19 protein-coding genes are annotated in these 19589 nt (G+C 66.8%); all 19 read right to left on the bottom strand.

All coding sequences use genetic code 11. The features are described from left to right. Positions 1-332: 332 nt before the first annotated feature. Positions 333-1595 (bottom strand): UDP-N-acetylglucosamine 1-carboxyvinyltransferase, encoded by a 1263-nt coding sequence (gene murA, locus A5789_RS19330; protein WP_030518271.1) that lies wholly within the window; start codon positions 1593-1595, stop codon positions 333-335. A 10-nt stretch (positions 1596-1605) separates the two neighbouring features. Next, complete coding sequence (locus A5789_RS19325; RefSeq protein WP_063015835.1) at positions 1606-2214, bottom strand: cob(I)yrinic acid a,c-diamide adenosyltransferase; 609 nt, start codon at positions 2212-2214, stop codon at positions 1606-1608. 24 nt (positions 2215-2238) lie between these two features. Further along, a complete protein-coding gene (locus A5789_RS19320) occupies positions 2239-2661 on the bottom strand; it encodes a DUF2550 domain-containing protein (protein ID WP_030518273.1) in 423 nt (140 codons plus the stop codon). 439 nt (positions 2662-3100) lie between these two features. Beyond that, entirely contained in the window at positions 3101-3475 is a 375-nt protein-coding gene (locus tag A5789_RS19315) for a F0F1 ATP synthase subunit epsilon (protein WP_030518274.1), read from the bottom strand. 6 nt (positions 3476-3481) lie between these two features. Further along, positions 3482-4930: a F0F1 ATP synthase subunit beta gene (gene atpD / locus A5789_RS19310; RefSeq protein WP_039776817.1), complete on the bottom strand. Its 1449-nt coding sequence runs from the start codon at positions 4928-4930 to the stop codon at positions 3482-3484. Positions 4931-4956: 26 nt separating this feature from the next. Further along, positions 4957-5925, bottom strand: a complete 969-nt coding sequence (locus A5789_RS19305; RefSeq protein ID WP_063015836.1) for a F0F1 ATP synthase subunit gamma — start codon at positions 5923-5925, stop codon at positions 4957-4959. A 54-nt stretch (positions 5926-5979) separates the two neighbouring features. Then, positions 5980-7617 (bottom strand): F0F1 ATP synthase subunit alpha, encoded by a 1638-nt coding sequence (atpA, locus tag A5789_RS19300; protein WP_064905631.1) that lies wholly within the window; start codon positions 7615-7617, stop codon positions 5980-5982. 61 nt (positions 7618-7678) lie between these two features. After that, positions 7679-8488 carry a F0F1 ATP synthase subunit delta gene (locus tag A5789_RS19295; RefSeq protein WP_030518278.1) on the bottom strand — a complete coding sequence of 270 codons (810 nt, stop codon included), beginning with the start codon at positions 8486-8488 and terminating at the stop codon, positions 7679-7681. An 89-nt stretch (positions 8489-8577) separates the two neighbouring features. Next, entirely contained in the window at positions 8578-9132 is a 555-nt protein-coding gene (locus A5789_RS19290; RefSeq protein ID WP_039776814.1) for a F0F1 ATP synthase subunit B, read from the bottom strand. Positions 9133-9137: 5 nt separating this feature from the next. Beyond that, positions 9138-9386 (bottom strand): ATP synthase F0 subunit C, encoded by a 249-nt coding sequence (locus A5789_RS19285; RefSeq protein WP_025347580.1) that lies wholly within the window; start codon positions 9384-9386, stop codon positions 9138-9140. 70 nt (positions 9387-9456) lie between these two features. Further along, complete coding sequence (atpB, locus tag A5789_RS19280; RefSeq protein ID WP_064905633.1) at positions 9457-10182, bottom strand: F0F1 ATP synthase subunit A; 726 nt, start codon at positions 10180-10182, stop codon at positions 9457-9459. A gap of 370 nt (positions 10183-10552) precedes the next feature. Then, on the bottom strand, positions 10553-10930 hold the full coding sequence (locus A5789_RS19275; RefSeq protein WP_321190243.1) for a hypothetical protein: 378 nt from the start codon (positions 10928-10930) through the stop codon (positions 10553-10555). A gap of 97 nt (positions 10931-11027) precedes the next feature. Continuing rightward, positions 11028-12179 carry an MraY family glycosyltransferase gene (locus tag A5789_RS19270; protein ID WP_030518282.1) on the bottom strand — a complete coding sequence of 384 codons (1152 nt, stop codon included), beginning with the start codon at positions 12177-12179 and terminating at the stop codon, positions 11028-11030. An 11-nt stretch (positions 12180-12190) separates the two neighbouring features. Beyond that, positions 12191-12856: an L-threonylcarbamoyladenylate synthase gene (locus A5789_RS19265; RefSeq protein WP_036498542.1), complete on the bottom strand. Its 666-nt coding sequence runs from the start codon at positions 12854-12856 to the stop codon at positions 12191-12193. A 71-nt stretch (positions 12857-12927) separates the two neighbouring features. Further along, a complete protein-coding gene (prmC, locus tag A5789_RS19260; protein WP_227462902.1) occupies positions 12928-13830 on the bottom strand; it encodes a peptide chain release factor N(5)-glutamine methyltransferase in 903 nt (300 codons plus the stop codon). Then, entirely contained in the window at positions 13827-14909 is a 1083-nt protein-coding gene (prfA, locus tag A5789_RS19255) for a peptide chain release factor 1 (RefSeq protein WP_063015839.1), read from the bottom strand. Before prfA ends, prmC begins: the two co-directional genes overlap by 4 nt. A 90-nt stretch (positions 14910-14999) precedes the next feature. After that, on the bottom strand, positions 15000-15236 hold the full coding sequence (gene rpmE, locus A5789_RS19250) for a 50S ribosomal protein L31 (RefSeq protein WP_030518286.1): 237 nt from the start codon (positions 15234-15236) through the stop codon (positions 15000-15002). An 873-nt stretch (positions 15237-16109) separates the two neighbouring features. Next, positions 16110-18113: a transcription termination factor Rho gene (gene rho / locus A5789_RS19245; protein ID WP_104364089.1), complete on the bottom strand. Its 2004-nt coding sequence runs from the start codon at positions 18111-18113 to the stop codon at positions 16110-16112. A gap of 432 nt (positions 18114-18545) precedes the next feature. After that, complete coding sequence (thrB, locus tag A5789_RS19240) at positions 18546-19505, bottom strand: homoserine kinase (protein ID WP_063015876.1); 960 nt, start codon at positions 19503-19505, stop codon at positions 18546-18548. Between the last annotated feature and the right edge of the window lie 84 nt (positions 19506-19589).

Here is a 19589-nt window from a genome sequence, read left to right as displayed (position 1 = left end):
GGATGAACGGAACCAAAATAAATATTTGGCACTGACATTCATCGACACACTATTGAGTTCTCAAAGAACACACGCACTCACCATCTCCCAGATTTTCATCTGTTCGATCGGCGAGGCAACTTTTCCAGCTTAGCTCAACCATCGGACCCGAACCAAATCCGGGTCTCGGTCGAACCAGTGTGATCGTCAGGCGCTCCCCGTACTACCTCGTTGTCCCCTTGCCTTTCGGCCCGGGGTTGGTGTCCGTGTCGCTCTGACCTGGAATAAGTTACGTGGCGGTTGATTCTATGTCAAATCGCCTGGTCAGGAAGGTCTTTCGGATGTACGCCCGACTACGCCGGCGTGCCGACCCGTTCCACCTCGGCGCCCAGCGAGCGCAGGTTCTCCACGAAGTGCGGGTAGCCGCGGTCGATATGGAACACGTCGTGCACCTCGGTGACGCCGTCGGCGACCAGACCCGCGAGCACCAGACCCGCGCCGGCGCGAATATCCGACGACCACACCGGCGCACTGGACAGCCGCGGGATGCCCCGGACCACCGCGTGATGGCCGTCGGTGCGGGCGTCGGCGCCCAGGCGGATCATCTCCTCGACGAAACGGAAGCGCGCCTCGAAGATGTTCTCGGTGATCATGGACGTCCCGTCGGCGATGGTCGCCAGGCCGATCGCCATCGGCTGCAGATCGGTGGGAAAGCCCGGGAACGGCAGGGTGGAGAAGTTCACCGCGCGCGGCCGCTCCGGTTGTTCCACCCGGAAACCGTTGGGTTCGAACGTGATTCGCGCACCCGCCGAACGCAGTTTGTCCAGCACCAGCGAGAGGTGCTTGGGGTTCAGGCCGGTGACGCGCACGTCGCCCCTCGTCATCGCGGCGGCGATTCCCCAGGTCGCGGCCACGATCCGGTCACCGATCACCTGATGGGTGGTGGGCGCGAGTTTGCGCACGCCGGAGATGGTGAGCACCGAGGTGCCTGCGCCGTCGATGCGGGCGCCCATCCGGGTGAGCATGGTGCACAGGTCGACGATCTCGGGTTCGCGCGCGGCGTTGTCGATCACCGTCTCCCCCTCCGCGAGGACCGCGGCCATGAGGATGTTCTCGGTCGCGCCGACCGACGGGAAATCCAGCCGGATGCGCGCACCCTGCAGCTCGTCGGCGCGCGCGACCAGGCAGCCGTGCTCGATTTCGCTGGTCGCGCCGAGCAGTCGCAGACCGGCCTGATGCATGTCGAGTGGACGGGACCCGATCGCATCACCGCCGGGCAGCGCGACGACCGCGCGCTTGCACCGCGCCATCAGCGGCCCCAGCACGCAGACCGAGGCGCGGAACTGCGTCACCGCCGGGAAGTCGGCGTGATACTTCGGCTCGGCCGGGGTGGTGATGGCGACCACCGATCCGTCGACGGTGACATCGCAGCCCAAACCGCGCAGAACCTCCGCCATCAGCGGTACGTCGAGGATGTCCGGGCAGTTGGTGATCGTCGTCGTGCCTTCGGCCAACAGGGCGGCGGCCATCAGCTTGAGGACGCTGTTCTTCGCGCCACCCACTGCGACCTCGCCGACCAGCCGACTGCCCCCGGTCACCAGAAACCGTTCACTCACGGGGGCCAGCCTAACGGGAGGGCTGGTCGGTCGCGGCCGGTCCGCCGGTCTCCGATCCCCCGGGCCGCCACAGCACGTCACCGTCCGGGTTGGCCACCCGGCCGAGGATGAACAGCAGATCGGACAGCCGATTGAGGTATTTCGCGGGCAACACGCTGATGTCGTCCGGATGTGCGTCCACCGCCGCCCACGCCGCGCGTTCCGCCCGGCGCGCCACGGTGCGGGCCGTATGCAGCAGCGCGGCCAACGGCGTGCCGCCGGGCAGGATGAACGAATTCAGCGGAGCAAGTTCGGCATTGAACTCGTCACACCAGCGTTCCAGCCGGTCGATATAGGACTGGGTGATCCGCAGCGGCGGATATTTCGGATCCGGCACGACCGGGGTGGACAGATCGGCGCCGGCGTCGAACAGATCGTTCTGCACCTGGCGCAGCACCTCGGCGATGCGCGATTCCGGCCGGCCGAGGGCGAGAGCCACACCGAGTGCGGCGTTGGTCTCGTCGCAGTCGGCGTAGGCCACCAGCCGCGGATCGGTCTTCGGAACCCGGGAGAAGTCGCTCAAACCGGTGGTGCCGTCGTCTCCGGTCCGGGTATAGATCTTGGTCAGATGCACACTCATTGCTGGTGACCACCTATTTCTGGGTCAACGTCCCGGTCGGCGCCGGATGCGTTCGGAGGGCCGCGATTCGACCCAGGACAGGAATGCCGTCAGCGCCGGCCGATCCAGGGCGAGTTCATAGCTGCCGTCACCGTCGGAGACCGCGATCACGACGATGTCGTCGGTCATGATGTCGTACTCGTCGCCCACCGGAGAACGCCGATCGACCACTTCGATGCCCAGCCGCCGGATGGTCGAATCCGGTCCCACCTTCAGGCTGGTGAGCTTGTAGAAGACGAGCCGGGATTCGCCGTAGCGAATCAGGCCGTGCCGCCACCCTTGACCACCCTGCGCCGGAAGGACGCGCAGAATCGCCGCGGTTCCACCTCGGCGCAACATGATCAGGCGATACAGCGACACCAGCGCTACGCCGACCAGCAGCAGCACCAGAATGATCAGAAGCACCATCCCGGTCCGCAATCCAGGTCCGTCCCTTCGCTTCGCCCCTGTGCCGTCGCCAGCGCCGTGCCATCCCCGAACAAGGCCGCTCCCGCAGCGAGTCTACAAACCAGGGCGCCGCGGCACACAGCCGGTACATCCGTTCCACAAACGAGGATATCGGCCGATTCGCCGATCCGGAGGAAGGTGATCAGAGGCACACTCGCGCAAGGGCATTCGAAGCCCGTCAGGGTTGGCTGTGCGCGGGTTCACGATGGGTCTCGTATTCGCCCGCCGGCATCGGGTCGCGCTCAGGACAGGGTGGAGGGCGCACCCCCGGACGGTCACCCCGGCGAGGGTGTGGCCGATTCATCACCAGCGAAATTCCGGCAGAAACGCCGGGTGGCGGCCCGGAGATCCGGACCGCCACACGGTTGCGCTATTCCGTTGTCGCCCTGAGGCGTTCGCGTCAGGCGCTCATCGCTTCCACCGCGCGAATTCGCGCGGTCGCCGCGTTCTGTTCCTGCTCCGAGGCATTCGGATCGGCCAGGACCGCGCGGGCGGCGTCGAGATCGATATCGCCCGCGAATTCCGCCGATTCGGCGAGAATCCGGACCGCCTCACCGGTGCACGAGAAGAAACCTCCGTGCACGGCCGCGACGATCCGCTCGCCCTCGGTGCTGTCGATGGTCACGATCCCGCCCTCGACCAGCTGGCCGAGTACGGGCTCGTGGCCGTGCAGAATACCGATCTGACCCTCCGTGGTCTGGGCGCTGACGAAACTCGCCGTCCCCGACCACAGCCGCCGCTCGATGGCGACCAGATCAACTGACATATCCGCCATGGTGGACTACTTCCCGGCGATCTTCTTCGCGGCCGCCTCGACGTCGTCCAGGCCACCGCAGGAGTTGAACGCCTGCTCCGGCAGGTGGTCGAATTCGCCCTTGCAGACCCGCTCGAAGTCGTCGATGGTCTGCTCCAGCGGCACGACCGAACCCGGCTGACCGGTGAACTTCTCGGCCACGATGAAGTTCTGACCGAGGAACTTCTCCAGACGACGCGCCCGGCCGACCAGGACCTTGTCCTCTTCGGAGAGCTCGTCCATACCCAGAATCGCGATGATGTCCTGCAGTTCCTTGTACTTCTGCAGGATTCGCTTGACCTCGTTGGCCACCGCGAAGTGCCGCTCGCCGACGATCGAGGCCTCGAGGATTCGCGAGGTCGAGGTCAGCGGGTCGACGGCGGGGTAGATACCCTTCTGCGAAATCGGGCGGGAGAGCTCGGTGGTCGCGTCCAGGTGGGCGAAGGTGGTCGCCGGCGCCGGGTCGGTGTAGTCGTCGGCGGGGACGTAGATCGCCTGCATCGAGGTGATCGAACGACCACGGGTCGAGGTGATGCGCTCCTGCAGCTGCCCCATCTCGTCCGCCAGGGTCGGCTGGTAACCGACGGCCGAAGGCATACGACCCAGCAGGGTCGAGACCTCGGAACCGGCCTGGGTGAAGCGGAAGATGTTGTCGATGAACAGCAGCACGTCCTGGCCCTGCACATCGCGGAAGTACTCCGCCATGGTCAGCGCGGACAGCGCGACGCGCATACGGGTGCCCGGCGGCTCGTCCATCTGGCCGAAGACGAGGGCGGTGTCCTGAAGGACGCCCATCTCTTCCATTTCCAGGTGGAGGTCGGTGCCCTCACGGGTGCGCTCACCGACGCCGGCGAACACCGACGTACCGGAGAACTCACGCGCGATACGGGTGATCATCTCCTGGATCAGAACGGTCTTGCCGACACCGGCACCACCGAACAGACCGATCTTGCCGCCCTTCACGTACGGGGTCAGCAGGTCGATGACCTTGATGCCCGTCTCCAGGATCTCGGTCTTACCCTCGAGCTGGTCGAAGGCCGGCGGCTGGCGGTGGATGCCCCACTGCTCGCCGTCGCGGCCCAGGCCGGGGGTGTCGAGGCAGTCGCCGAGGGCGTTGAACACATGGCCCTTGGTGACGTCGCCGACCGGAACCGAGATCGGCTTGCCGGTGTCGGACACCGGGACGCCGCGGACCAGGCCGTCGGTCGGCTGCATCGAAATGGTGCGGACGATGTTGTCGCCCAGATGCTGCGCGACCTCGAGGGTCAGCGTCTTGGCCACCGACGGCAGGGTGACGTCGGCGTGCAGCGCGTTGAACAGATCTGGGATGGCGCCGCGCGGAAACTCGACGTCCACAACGGGGCCGTTGACCCGGACGACGCGGCCTGTGCCAGCGCCCGCCCGGCTTGCGTTTTCTTGCGTGACAGCTGCGGTCATTTGTTCTCTTCCATGGGGGCTAGGGCTTAGTCGCGATCCGAGGACGCAGCCAGCGCGTTCGCGCCGCCGACGATTTCACTGATTTCCTGCGTGATGTTCGCCTGCCGGATCGAGTTCGCCTGGCGGGTCAGGGTATTGACCAGCTCGGTGGCGTTGTCGGTGGCAGCCTTCATTGCGGTGCGGCGCGCGGCCGACTCCGAGGCCGCGGCCTCGAGCAACGACGAGTAGATGCGGGTGTTGATGTACTTCGGCAGCAGGGCGCCGAGCAGCTTGTCCGCATCCGGTTCGAACTCGTAGAGCGAGGTGATCTTCGCGTCCGGCGAGTCGGTGAGCATGTCCTCGCCGAGTTCGAAGTTCTCGTCGATGAAGCTCACCTGGATCGGAGCGAGCCGGCGAACCTCGGGCACCTGCGACAGCATCGAGACGAAGCGGGTGTAGACGATGTGGATCTCGTCCACGCCCTCCATGGTCCCGCCGCCCGGAGCCTCCACCTCGGTCTCGGAACCCGCCATGAACACATCCACCAGGTGATGGCATGCGGCCGAGGCGTCGGTGTAGTGCGGCTGCTGCGAGAACCCGGTCCACGAACCGGCCAGCGGCCGGTTGCGGAACGTGTAGTACGTCAGGCCCTTGTTGCCCATCACGTACAGCACCGGCTCCTTGCCCTCGGAGCGCAGCGTCGTGATGAGCTCCTCGGTGCGCTTGAGCACGTTGGAGTTGTAGCCACCGCACATACCGCTGTCACTGGTGATCACCAGGATGGCGGCGCGGCGCGGAGTGGCCCGCTCGGTGAGCAGCGGGTGGTTGAGATTCGAGGACGCACTGGCCAATTCGCCGAGCACCTTCGTGATCTCTTCCGCATACGGCTTCGCGGCGGCCACCCGGGCCTGGGCCTTGCTGATTCGCGAGGTCGCGATCAGTTCCTGGGCCTTGGTGATCTTCTTGATCGAGCTCACGCCACGAATACGGGAGCGCAATTCACGCAAGTTCGCCATCAGCGGTTCACACTCCCTTCGCGTATCGAATTCGTAGGCATCGTCGGACCCGGCTTACTTCTCGACGTGCTTACGGGTGACCGACAGCGACTCGACCTCTTCGTGGTCCAGCTCGCCGGCCTCGGCCTCGTTGACCACGCGGCTGCCGTCGGAGGCCAGGAAGCCCTGCTTGAAGCGCTCGGTCTCGGTCTTGATCGCGTCGGCGGCCTCGCCCTCGAGGACCTTGCCACCGGCGATCGACTCGAAGGCCTGCGGCGCGGCGCGGTGCAGCGTCTCCAGCAGTTCGGAGTTGAAGCGGCGGACGTCGCCGACCGGCACCGAGTCGTAGTAGCCGGCGTCGACCAGGTAGATCGAGACGATCTGGTCCTCGACGGCGACCGGCGAGTACTGGTCCTGCTTGAGCAGCTCGACCCAGCGGGCACCACGCTCGAGCTGGGCCAGCGAGGCGGCGTCCAGGTCGGAGGCGAAGGCGGAGAACGCCTCCAGCTCGCGGTAGGAGGCCAGCTCCAGACGCAGCGAACCGGCGACCTTCTTCATGCCCTTGGTCTGCGCGGCGCCACCGACACGGGAGACGGAGGTACCGACGTTGATGGCCGGACGCACACCCTTGTTGAACAGGTCGGACTCGAGGAAGACCTGGCCGTCGGTGATGGAGATGACGTTGGTCGGGATGAACGCCGAGATGTCGTTGGCCTTCGTCTCGATGATCGGCAGACCAGTCATCGAACCGGCGCCCATCGCGTCGGACAGCTTCGCGCAACGCTCCAGCAGACGGGAGTGCAGGTAGAAGACGTCACCGGGGTACGCCTCACGGCCCGGCGGGCGACGCAGCAGCAGCGAGATGGCGCGGTAGGCCTCGGCCTGCTTGGACAGGTCGTCGAACACGATCAGGACGTGCTTGCCCTGGTACATCCAGTGCTGGCCGAGCGCGGAACCGGTGTAGGGCGCGAGCCACTTGAAACCGGCGGAGTCGGAGGCCGGGGCCGCGACGATGGTGGTGTATTCCATCGCACCGTGCGCCTCGAGCGCGGACTTCACGCCGGCGATGGTGGAGCCCTTCTGGCCGATCGCGACGTAGATGCAGCGCATCTGCTTGGTCGGATCGCCGGACTCCCAGTTGGCCTTCTGGTTCAGGATGGCGTCGATGCAGACCGCGGTCTTGCCGGTCTTGCGGTCGCCGATGACCAGCTGACGCTGGCCGCGGCCGATGGCGGTCAGCGCGTCGATGGCGGTGATGCCGGTGGCCATCGGCTCCTCGACCGGCTGGCGCTCCAGCACGGTCGCGGCCTGCAGCTCCAGCACGCGGCGCTCGTCGGCCTCGATCTCGCCCAGGCCGTCGATCGGCTGGCCGAGGGGGTTGATGACGCGGCCCAGGAACTTGTCGCCGACCGGCACCGAGAGCACGTCACCGGTGCGGCGGACCTGCTGGCCCTCTTCGATGCCGTCGAACTCACCGAGGATGACCGCACCGATCTCGTCGGGGTCGAGGTTCAACGCGACACCCAGCACACCGCCGGGGAATTCGAGGATCTCGTTGGTCATCGCCGACGGCAGGCCGCTGACGTGCGCGATGCCGTCACTGGTGTCGGTGACCGTGCCGATTTCCTCGATGGAGGTTTCGGGGGTGTAGCTCTGGGTGTAGCTTTCGATCGCGCTACGGATCTCATCGGGGGAGATCGTCAGCTCCGCCATGGTTCTTCCTGCTCTCGCTGTGGTCTGGAATGTCGGGTGGGTGCCGGGCTGGGGGGCTCGGCTAGGCCAGGGCCTGGCGCAGGCGCTGCAGTCGGCCGACGGCGCTGCCGTCGATGACGTCGTCGCCGATGCGCACGACGACACCGGCCAGCAGTGCCGGATCGACCTGCACGTGGATGGTGACCGGCTTGTCGTAGATTCGCTGCAGCGATGCGGCGAGATGCTCCCGCTGCTGCTGCGTCAGGGCCGTCGCCGAACGAACGTGCGCGACGATCTGCTTGCGCAGCGACGCCGCCAGATCGGACAGCTGGTCGAAGGCGACGCCGACATCACCGCGCGACCGGCCGACCGCCTGCTCGGCCAGCTGCATGGTGACGTCTTCGACCTTCCCGGCGAGCAGCCGCGCCAGCAGGTCGCGCTTGGCGGCCGCCGGCTTACCGCGATCGGTGAGTGCCTGCTCCAGATCCGGGTTGTCCTCGACGGTGCGGCCCAGCCGGAACAACTCGTCCTCGACGGCGTCGATACGTCCGCGGTCGGCCGCGGCGCGCAACAGCGCCTCCTGCCCGAGCAGCACCAGGGTGTCGACCAGATCTCGGGTCCGAGACCAGTCCTGGGCGACGGCAGTGGTCAGCACGGCCTGGGTGGCCGCGCTGATCTTGCCGCCGAAAACGCGTTCGGCCAGTTCGGCACGCACCGAACTCGACACCGACTTATCCGCGAGCGCCACACGCAGCGAACGCTGGTCGTCGAGCACGGCGACTACGGCGAACAGTTCGGAGCCCGTCGTGGCGGCGACGGAGTCACTCCCGGTGAGTGCGGCCGAAAGAGCTTCCCTCGCACGGGAACTCGCCTCGCGGCTCGCTGCGTACATGCTTCCCACTTTCACTGTGTTGAATTCCGGGGCCCGGAGTGGTCGGGCGCCGGTGACTTGCGTCACCGACAAGACCTCTCAGGCGCAGGTTACCTTCCGACCCCGATGCCGGCCTTCTGATCCAGCTCGGTGAGGAACCGATCGATGGACGCCGCCTGCTTGGCTTCGTCCGCCACGGACTGCCCGATGATCTTCTCGGCCAGGTCGACCGCGGTGCGGCCGAGCTCGGACCGGAGCTCGGTCACGATCTGCTGACGCTGCGCGTCGAGCTGCGCGTGACCGGCGGAGACGATGCGATCGGCTTCGGCCTGAGCCTCCGAGCGCAGCTGCGCGAGGATCTGCTGGCCCTGGGTACGCGCTTCCTCGCGGATGCGCGCGGCCTCGAGTCGAGCCTCGGCCAGCTGCTGCTGGTACTGCTGCAGGGTTTCCTGCGCCTCGGCCTGTGCGGCCTCGGCCTTGGCCATGCCGCCTTCGATCTTCTCCGAGCGCTCGTCGAGCACCTTCGTCAATCGAGGAACCACGTACTTGTAGAACAGGATCCCGATGACGACAACGCACACCACCGACCAGACGATGTCGTATGGCTCCGGAATCAGAGGGTTCTTGTCCTCTGCATTCTCGGCGAGCAAGTACATGCTGTTCATCGGAATCAGAAGATGAAGCCGGCGACGAGGCCGATCAGCGCGAGGGCCTCGGTGAACGCGATACCCAGGAACATGTTGGTCCGGATGGTGCCCTGCAGCTCGGGCTGACGGGCGATGCCCTCGATCGCCTTACCGACGACGATGCCGACGCCGACACCCGGGCCGATCGCGGCCAGACCGTAACCGATAGCGCCGTAGCCCTTGACCCGATCCGAGGTCTGGGCGAGTTCGGCGGCCACGTAGGAGAGGCTCATGAGATTTCTTTCCCTTTCTGTTGCCCACCCGCCCGGCGGCCGGTGGGGCAGTTCTTGTGCGGTCGTGCGGTCAGTGCGAGTCGGCGTGCTGCGCGAGGCCGATGTAGACGGCCGTCAGGAGCGCGAACACGTAGGCCTGCAGGAAGATCACCAGGAGTTCGAACAGGGTGAATCCGAATCCCGCGAGCAAGGAGAACGGCGAGAAGATCTTCATCCACGAAGCGGCGTCGAAGAGGAAGAACTGGGTGGCGCTGAAGAACAGCACCAGCATGATGTGACCGGACAGCATGTTGGCCATGAGTCGGACGGTCAGCGTGAACGGACGCAGGATGAAGGTCGAGATGAACTCGATCGGAATCAGCAGCACGTGCAGCGCGACCGGAACATTCGGCACGACGATGGACGAGCGCATGTATTTCCAGAAGCCGTACTTGCGGATACCCACGTAGTTGAAGGCGACATAGGCGATGACCGCCAGCACCAACGGCATACCGACGCGTGCGTTCGAGGAGATGTTCAAGAACGGGATGACGCTGGAGAAGTTCAGGAACAGCACCGTGAAGAAGATCGTGGCGATCAACGGGAAATACCGGCGGCCGCTTTCCTTGCCGAGCACCTCTTCGCAGATCTGCTCCCGAACGAACAGCAGACCGATTTCCGCGGCGTTCTGCAGTCCGCGCGGCACCAGGCGCGGGCTCCGGAATGCGAGCAACATGACCGCGACCAGGACTGCCGCCATGATGATGCGAATGAGCATCAAACGGTCGAGCTCGAAAGGCGTCCCCTCGAACAGCACAGCCGGAGGGAAGAAGTCTTGCAGCGAAGGCGCGTGGAACTCGCCCGCCAAAGTGGTGACGCTCAGCGTTCTCTCCCGTGTTCGGGCCGCGAGACATGTTCCATCTCGCGGTTCGATCGGACATTGACGATCAGGTGGGTCGACTCAGGTCGGCTCGAAGTTCGTCAGCAGCTGCGCGGGAAGTCCCGCCGTGGCGTCTGTACGTCGGCGACATCGTCGACGGTGCAGGGCCGGATCTTCTCACCGAAGGACCGGCACGGCAGCAAGCATAACCTCTCGCACCGGCGACGATGCGGTCGGCCCCGTTGGTTCGGATGCTTACGGTAAAGAGTTTACCAAGGTATCTACGACAACGTGTAGGGGGTCTTGTTCACACGTTCGAACGATCTTGGTCGGCGGAGCCCGCGGGCGGGTCGATCACCGGAACACGTTGGCGCAGAAGCCCGTACGTCTCGGCTCCGAGAACAATCAGCAACGCGCCCACGACGGTCAGGAAGAGGGTGCCGGGGCTGTAGAAATCGAACTGGTGCAAGATCGCGACCACGATCATCACGACCAGTATTTTGCCGATCCAGCTCGCCAGCATCACCATGCCCTGAATGCCGGAATCCAATTTCGCACTGAACAGCACGAGCGCGGCCGTGGTGAGAATGAAGAAACCACCGATCGCGGATCCGATGAGCGCGCCCCAGAAACCGGCCCAGCCCGCGACGACCGAGCCGGCGACGACCGAAACCACCACCAGCACGCACAATCCGGCGATGCCGTAACGCAGCGCTGCTCGTAGTGGCGCGTCGGGGTGCAATTCGGGTGCCGTGCTCACGTCGAGCCACTTTACCCGTTCCTTACTTGCGGCGACCGCGGAGCCCGACCACTTCGCGCAGCGATGGGACGGCCGTCACAACCAAGGCGAAAACCAAACCCGCCGCGAACAGCAGAACCACCACGCGACGGTCCATCAAAGAGGTTCCGACGGCCGCGAATGCGAGCACGCCGACCCACAGATAGATCAACAACACCACGCGTCGGTGCGAATGGCCGATCTGCAACAAACGGTGATGCAAATGCATTTTGTCGGGAGTGGAGAAACTCACACCCGCGCGCACGCGACGCACGATTGCCAGCACCAGATCCAATACCGGAATGAACATCACCGCTCCCACCAGCAACAGCGGTGACAGCAGACCCACGATGTCGCGCGGCCCGTATCCGGTGAGCGGAATTCGGCCGGACGCGCCGGTCGACACGGCGGCGAGCATCAAACCGATCAACATCGATCCGGAATCGCCCATGAATATTCGCGCCGGGTGGAAATTGTGTGGCAGAAATCCCAGACATCCGCCCGCCAGCGCCGCGGCCAGCAGGGCCGGCGGATAGCCGTCGGTGGCACCGCCCTGCTGGTAGAGCAAACCCACGGTGAACACGAAGACCGCCGCCGCGGCGATCAGCCCCAGCCCGGCCGCGAGACCGTCGAGGCCGTCCACGAAGTTCATCGCGTTGATCATGGTGACGGTGATGGCCACCGTGACCACCCAGCCCTGCAGCTGGTCGAGCACGACCGTGGTGTTGCTGAACGGGTTGTAGATGGCCACCCAGCTCAGGCCCATCACGGCCATCGCCCCGGCGGCCGAGATCTGGCCCACGAACTTCGTCAGCGCGTCCAGGCCCCAGCGGTCGTCGACGATGCCGACGAGGACGATCAGCGTGCCCGCGACCAGCACGGCCGGAATGTCGCGCGGGTAGTCGAAACCGCGGCGCAGCGCCGGCAGCTGGTGGGCGAACAGCACCGCGGCCAGTACGCCCAGATAGATGCCGACCCCGCCCATGCGGGGAATCGGCTCGAGATGCACATCACGATCGCGTGGCACCGCGATGGCGCCGAAACCGATGGCCAGCACCCGAATTCCGCCGGTGGACAACATCGTCACCACCGCGGACACGAGCAGCACCAGAAGCAGCTCGCGCAGCGGGACGACCGCACCCTGACTGAAAACCATCTACCGGGCCGTCAGCGGGTGGTCTCGGGCGAGAGTTCGTCCGGCGCCATGCCCAGCACCTCGGCGACCTGCGCGACGGTCACCGCGCCGGCCCGCAGCACCCGCGGGCGGTCGCCGGTCAGGTCCACGATCGTGGAGGGCACGCCGTGTTCGGCCGGGCCGCCGTCGAGGTAGACGCCGACCTGGTTCCCGAGCTGGTGTCGCGCCTCGGTGACCGTCGTGGCGGGCGGCTGCCCGGAGACGTTCGCGCTCGATACGGCCATCGGGCCGACCTCGCGCAGCAGTTCCAGCGCGATCGGGTGCAGCGGCATGCGCAACATCACCGTGCCCCGGGCGTCGCCGAGATCCCAGGCCAGCGAGGGCGCCTGCTGCACGACCAGGCTCAGCCCGCCCGGCCAGAAGGCACGGATCAGATCCCGCGCCTGCGGCTGCACGGAGAAGACGAGTCCGTCGATGGTGTTCCACGAGCCCACCAGCACCGGCACGGGCATGTCGCGCCCGCGCCGCTTGGCCGCCAGCAGACCGGCCACAGCCGTGGAATCGAACGCGTCCGCGGCGATTCCGTAGACCGTATCGGTAGGGATGACGGCCAGCCGTCCGGATTTCAAGGTGGTCCGCGCGGCGGTCAATCCGGCGGCACGAGAATCGGGATCGGAGCAGTCGTAGACGGTACTCACGGCGGTGAGTCTATTGAATGTGTCTCACGGCACGTTGCCCGGCTTCGCGCAAATTCTCGGCAATCCGTGCGTCAGCGAGTGCGACGCGCGGCGACGAAGCGCGGCCGGCCGGCCAGATCCGGATGTTCGACGATGTCGGAGAATCCGCCGTGCCCGGCGAACAACGCCGCGACTTGGGCACCGTGCGAGTCGTCGTGTTCGACGGCGGTCACGCCCTCGGGCCGCAGCAGCCGCGCGATGGTGGCGACCATCGGGGCGATCACCTCGAGTCCGTCCGGGCCGCCGAACAGCGCGAGATGCGGATCGTGTTCGGCCACTTCGGGATCCAGCCGCGCGCCGGTGGGGATGTAGGGCGGGTTGGCGACCACGACGTCGACGCGGCCGTTCAGCTCGGCCAGCACGTGCGCGTCGGTGACATCGCCGGCATGCAGAACGATCGGCGTATCTCCCTGCGCTGCTTGCCGTTCGGCGTTGCGCTGCGCCCATTGCCTTGCGGTGGCGTCGATTTCGACCGCGTGCACCTCGGCGTCGGGACGGGCGTTGGCGATCGCCAGGGCCAGCGCGCCCGATCCGGTGCACAGGTCGACGACGATCGGGGGGTGCCCGTGGCCGGCGGCCTCGAGCTGGGCCAGCGCCCACGCGAAGATCAGCTCGGTCTCCGGTCGCGGAATGAAGACGCCGGGGCCCACCGCCAGATCCACCTCACCCATGGAGGCGGCGCCGGTCAGATGCTGCAGCGGCACCCGCTCGGCCCGGCGAGCCACCAGTTTGTGGAACCGTTCGAGCTGTTCCGGTGTGACCATCGGAATCAGCGCCAGGCGCGAACGCTCGACCTCGAGGACGAAGGCGGCCAGGAATTCCGCGTCGATCTGCGGGCTGTGCACCCCGGCCGCCGCGAGCGTGCGGGCCGCGTCGAGGATCGCGGGTCGCAGCGGCAGCCGGTGCTTGCCCGCCTCACCCGGGTCCGGCATCATTCCGCCGCGAGCCGGGCGGTGCGGTCGGCTTCGCCCAGAGCGTCCAGCAGCGCGTCCAGTTCGCCGTCCAGCACCGAATCCAGATTGTGGGCCTTGAAGCCGATGCGGTGGTCGGTGATGCGGTTCTCGGGGAAGTTGTAGGTGCGGATGCGCTCGGAGCGGTCGACCGTGCGGATCTGTGACGCGCGGCCCGCGGCCGCGTCGGCCTCGGCCTGTTCCTCGGCCAGGCTCTGCAACCGCGCCGAGAGCACCTGCATCGCGCGGATCTTGTTCTGCAGCTGCGAACGCTCGTTCTGGCAGGTCACAACGATCCCCGTGGGCAGGTGCGTGATGCGGACCGCGGAGTCGGTGGTGTTGACGCCCTGGCCGCCCTTACCGGAGGAGCGGTAGACGTCGATGCGCAGATCGGATTCATCGATCTGGACCTGTTCGACCTCGTCGGGTTCGGGGTAGATCAGCACGCCCGCCGCCGAGGTGTGGATGCGGCCCTGCGATTCGGTGACCGGCACGCGCTGCACGCGATGGACCCCGCCCTCGAACTTCAGCCGGGACCAGACGCCGTCGCGACTGGGCTCGCGGCTCTTGATCGACAGCGTCGCCTCCTTGTATCCGCCCAGGTCGGACACGTTGGCGTCGAGTACTTCGACCTTCCAGCCGTGGCGTTCGGCGTAGCGGATGTACATGCGAGCCAGATCGGAGGCGAACAGGGCCGACTCCTCGCCGCCCTCCCCCGACTTCACCTCGAGCACGACATCGTCGGCATCGTGCGGATCGCGCGGGGCGAGCAGATCGGTGAGCGTCTTCTCCAGTTCCTCGACCTGGTGTTCGAGGCCGGGCACCTCGGCGGCGAAGGACGAGTCGTCGGCTGCCAGCTCCCGGGCCGCGGCCAGATCGTCGCGGGCCGCGGTGAGCTTGGTGTAGGTCGACATGATCGGCGCCAATTCGGCGAACCGCTTACCGACGCGACGGGCCTCACCGGGATTGTTGTGCAGCGCCGGATCCGACAGCTGGGTTTCCAGGCCGGCGTGCTCGGCGAGAATGTCGTCGATGGCGGATGGGGCCGTGATCTTGTCGGCCATGGCGGTTATGCCTCCTGCTGGGAGCTTTCGGTCACCTATAAACGCACCAACGCCCGGCCTGCGAATGCAGGACGGGCGTTGGCGGGGCAGCTACTTGGCTTCCGAACCCTCGGCCTTCTTGGCGCGCTTGCCGTAGCGGGCCTCGAAGCGGGCGACGCGACCGCCGGTGTCGAGGATCTTCTGCTTGCCCGTGTAGAACGGGTGGCACTGCGAGCAGACCTCGACGGTGATGTGGCCCGACTCCTTGGTGCTGTGAGTCTGGAAGGTGTTGCCGCAACCGCAGACAACGGTGGTCGGCACGTATGCCGGGTGGATTCCTGCCTTCATGGGTGTCCTCTCGATCTGGCCCCGGGTCGCCCCGGCCCACGGCTGTATCTGCCGTGCTGCCGTGCTGGACGTGAACCGGAACCGACTAGGCGGGATGGTCTGCCGATCGCAGACGCACCGACGGTCCAGTATGCCAGAACCGCCGATACGCACTCACAACGCACCCCGCACCGGATTTGTTCCGGCATCGGCGCGCCCCGGAAGGCCGCACACCCCAAGGAACTGACGGCACGCGAACTCGCGATTCTCGAGCCACCCTGAAAACGAGTAGTCGGCTACTCGGGAATATGAACACCTTTGTTCGTAGATTCGTTGCAGGAAGAAGACCCATGGCAATCGAGCCGACGATCCGAGGGACAGCAGTGAATTTCCACACCGCGCGGGGGGCGAGTAGGAGATCGCGCGCCCCCGCCGTCGGCGAGCCCCGCCCCGGAGACCGCCGCCTGGGAGATCGCACCGTCCGCCCGGTGCCGGGCCACGGACATGCGAAGGAGATCGGCGCGGCGACCGTATTGGCCACGCTGGGCGTACTCGTCGTCACCGGGTGGCTGACCGCCTCCGGCACCCCGCCCCGCGCGAGCGTCGCGACGCCCGCCGGACCGGGTCGGCCCTACGAATTCGCCGCGACCTCGGTCTCCACCGGGTCCATCACCGGCGTCACCGCCCTGATTCTGATCTGCCTGATCACCGGCGCCGCGGTGATCGGCCTGCTGTTCTATGCGCCGACCCCGCCACACGCCGACCGGCGACGCGATCATCGACGTGGACGGTTCCCGCAGACAGCAATGCGGCCCCGCCGAAGCGGGGCCGCATTATCGCGAGCCGAGCGGCACCTGCGGGTGCGCACCGGGCACGGAGAGATGTACTGCTCTCCTATTCGTCCAAGGCGCCCGGCGCGGTCTTCGAGACCGTCATCAGGAATTCGACGTTGCTCTTCGACTTCTTCAAACGGTCGATGAGCAGGTCGATCGCCTGCTGCGAATCGAGGCCCGAGAGCACCCGGCGCAGCTTGTGGATGACCGCCATCTCGTCGGGCGACATCAGCAGCTCGTCGTGCCGGGTGCTGGACGGGTTGATGTCGACGGCCGGGAACACGCGGCGCTCGGCGATCTTGCGATCGAGCTTGAGCTCGGCGTTACCGGTGCCCTTGAACTCCTCGAAGATCACCGTGTCACCGGTGGAACCGGTCTCCACCATGGCGGTGGCGATGATGGTCAGCGAGCCGCCGTTCTCGATGTTGCGAGCCGCGCCGAGGAACCGCTTGGGCGGGTACAGCGCGGTCGAGTCCACACCACCGGACAGGATGCGACCGGAGGCCGGCGAGGAGTTGTTGTACGCACGACCCAGCCGGGTGATCGAGTCGAGCAGCACGACGACGTCCTGCCCCATCTCGACCAGGCGCTTGGCCCGCTCGATGGCGAGTTCGGCGACCGAGGTGTGGTCGCTCGGCGGACGGTCGAACGTGGAGGCGATCACCTCGCCGCGCACCGAGCGCTGCATATCGGTGACCTCTTCGGGACGCTCGTCCACCAGCACCACCATCAGGTAGCACTCGGGGTTGTTGGTGGCGATCGCGTTCGCGATGTCCTGCAGGATCGTGGTCTTACCCGCCTTGGGCGGCGACACGATCAGCGCACGCTGACCCTTACCGATCGGCATGATCAGGTCGATCACGCGGGTCGTCAGCTTGTTCGGCGTGGTCTCGAGCCGCAGCCGCTGGTTGGGGTACAGCGGGGTGAGCTTGTTGAATTCCGGCCGGCGGCGGGCGGATTCGACATCCGAGCCGTTGACCGTGTCCAGCCGCACCAGCGGATCGAACTTCTGCCGCTGGTTGCCCTGTTCGCCCTCGCGCGGAGCACGCACCGCACCGGTGATCGCGTCGCCGCGACGCAGGCCGTTCTTACGCACCAGGTTCATCGACACGTAGACGTCGTTCGGGCCGGCCAGGTAGCCGGAGGTGCGGACGAACGCGTAGTTGTCCAGCACGTCGAGGATGCCGGCGACCGGCTGCAGGACGTCGTCCTCGCGGATCTCGACCTCGCGGCCCTCGCCGCCCTCGCGGTCACGCCCGCCACGACGGCGCTCCCGGAACCGGCGGCCGCGGCGCCCGCGCCCACCTTCCTCGTCGTCGCCACCACGGTCTCCGCCACGGTCGCCACCGCGGGCGGCGCCGTTCTGGCCGGCCTGGTTCTGACCGCCGGACTGGTTGCGGTCGCGGCGACGATCGCCCGACTCCTGATCCGCCTTGGCGTCGCCGCCCTCGGCCTTCGGTTCGGTCTTGGTTTCGGCGCGAACCTCACCACCGCGGTTGTCGCCACGGTTGTCGCCGCCCTCGCCACGCTGGTCGCGGCCACGACGCTGGCGGCCGCGGCCACGCTGGCCGCCGTCACGGCCGGACTCGTCACCCGAATCGGCCGGGCGCGCAGCCGATTCCGCGGTTTCCGCCTTGGCGGACGCGTTCTCGGCGCCCACACCGTCGAGAGTCTGCTGCTGACCGCGCGCGGCACCGTTGCGGGTGCCCTTCGGCGCATCGTTCTTGGCGCGGCCCTTGCCGGTGGACTCGGCGGCGTTCTCGGAGGTCTGGGGGGAGTCCGTCTTCGCCGCCGCGCCGGATTCGGTCGCAGCGCCGGCATTCGACGCGGACTTCGCGACGGACTCGACGCCCGAGTCCGCTTCGGCGGATTTCGCATCACCCCGGCCACCACGCGCGGACTTGCCGGCGCCGGCGGAAGCCTGATTTTCCTTGATGGCGGCGATGAGATCGCCCTTACGCATTCCGGATGTGCCTCGGATACCGAGCTCTCCGGCAAGCGCACGCAACTGCGGCAACAACATTCCAGTCAGCCCCGATCGTGCGACGTCGGTGTGTTCGCTCATCTTCGAAATCTGTCCGGAGTCACTTTCGCGGCCGTCCGAGGGATTTGCAGTGTCCACCCCGGGTGTCGCGAGCAGGTCCGTATCTGTCACGGAGATCCTTTCCTTCCCTCGATTGCCGTGTGCATATTCGAGGGTTCGTCCCGAAGCCCGATCACTGTGCCGAGCTCGGATGCCGTATCGCCTGCCCCGCCGGACCGATGGAATCACCACCTGGTCACGGCCACCGGTTCATTGAGTGGGAGTGATCATTCCAGTCGCTGTCCCCGACGTCGAGGTCGAAGTCCCGAGTGATTCGAGCCCCCGAGCCACCGAGCTTGAGCAAGGAGCCTGCTGGAGCGATTGCCCTGATGAAGCACCGGCGTCTGACGCGCACGATGTACGGACGTGCTCAGGATAGCTCTGTATGACCACGTCAGCAAGGCAGCCACGCCATCAATCCACGCGTACACCCGCGGAAATGTCGGGTTCGACGACGCGCAGACCGTCGTCCTCGGCGAGTTTGCGCAGGTCGTCCGGAAATTCTCCGGTGCCCAGCGCCAGGATGGTCGGACCGGCGCCCGACACCATCGCGGCGAGTCCGGCGGTGCGCAGCCGGGTGATCCAGGCGGTGGTCAGCGGCAGCGCGGCGGCGCGATAACCCTGGTGCAGACGGTCCTGGGTCGCGGGCAGGAGCAGGTCGGGACGCTCGGTCAGGGCGACCACCGACAGTGCGGCGCGGCTGACGTTGAACGCGGCGTCGCCGTGCGGGACCATCTCCGGCAGCAGGCCGCGGGTGTGCGCGGTCGAGGACCGCTCCTGCGGGATCAGCACCGTCGCGCGCAGTCGCGGGTGCGGATCCAGCCGCACCGCACGGTAGACGCGCTGGTAGCGCTCGACCGAGCTGCTCGCGTCGAGTTCGCCGGCCCGGTCGGATTCGGTCCACGACACCACGATGCCGCCGAGCACGCTGGCGGCCGCGTTGTCGGGATGTCCCTCGAATTCCGAAGCCAGCTGCACCAATTCGGCATCCGAACCCGTCAGCGCCGGGTCGAATTTCGCGGCCAGTCCGCGCGCGGCGGCGAGTCCGCCGACCGCCGCCGAGGCCGAGGATCCCAGCCCGCGCGAATGCGGAATGACGTTGCGGCACACCACGTCCAGCCCGTCGGCCCACACGCCCGCGGCTTCCAGACCGCGTTCGATCGCGCGCACCACCAGATGTGAAGGGCCCCAAGGAACGTCGTCGGCGCCCTCACCCTCCACTCGGATGGTAAGCCCGGAATCGGTGGTACGTACCACGATTTCGTCGTACAGCCCCAAAGCGATACCGAGCGAATCGAATCCGGGGCCGAGATTGGCGCTGGAGGCGGGCACCCGGGCCGTGACGGTGATTCCGGGGGGCAGGGTTCGCGTCACCGCGGCACCGTGCTGTCGCTCGGCGCCGTCCGACGAAGGCGCTGCGGGGTCGACTCGCCGCGCCCGCTCACTGAGCTGACCTTC

It is taken from the genome of Nocardia sp. 852002-51101_SCH5132738, from assembly GCF_001665695.1.
Classification (GTDB): domain Bacteria; phylum Actinomycetota; class Actinomycetes; order Mycobacteriales; family Mycobacteriaceae; genus Nocardia; species Nocardia nova.
The sequence above is the reverse complement of the archived record's forward strand: the minus strand, read 5'-3'. Positions and strand labels throughout refer to the sequence as shown.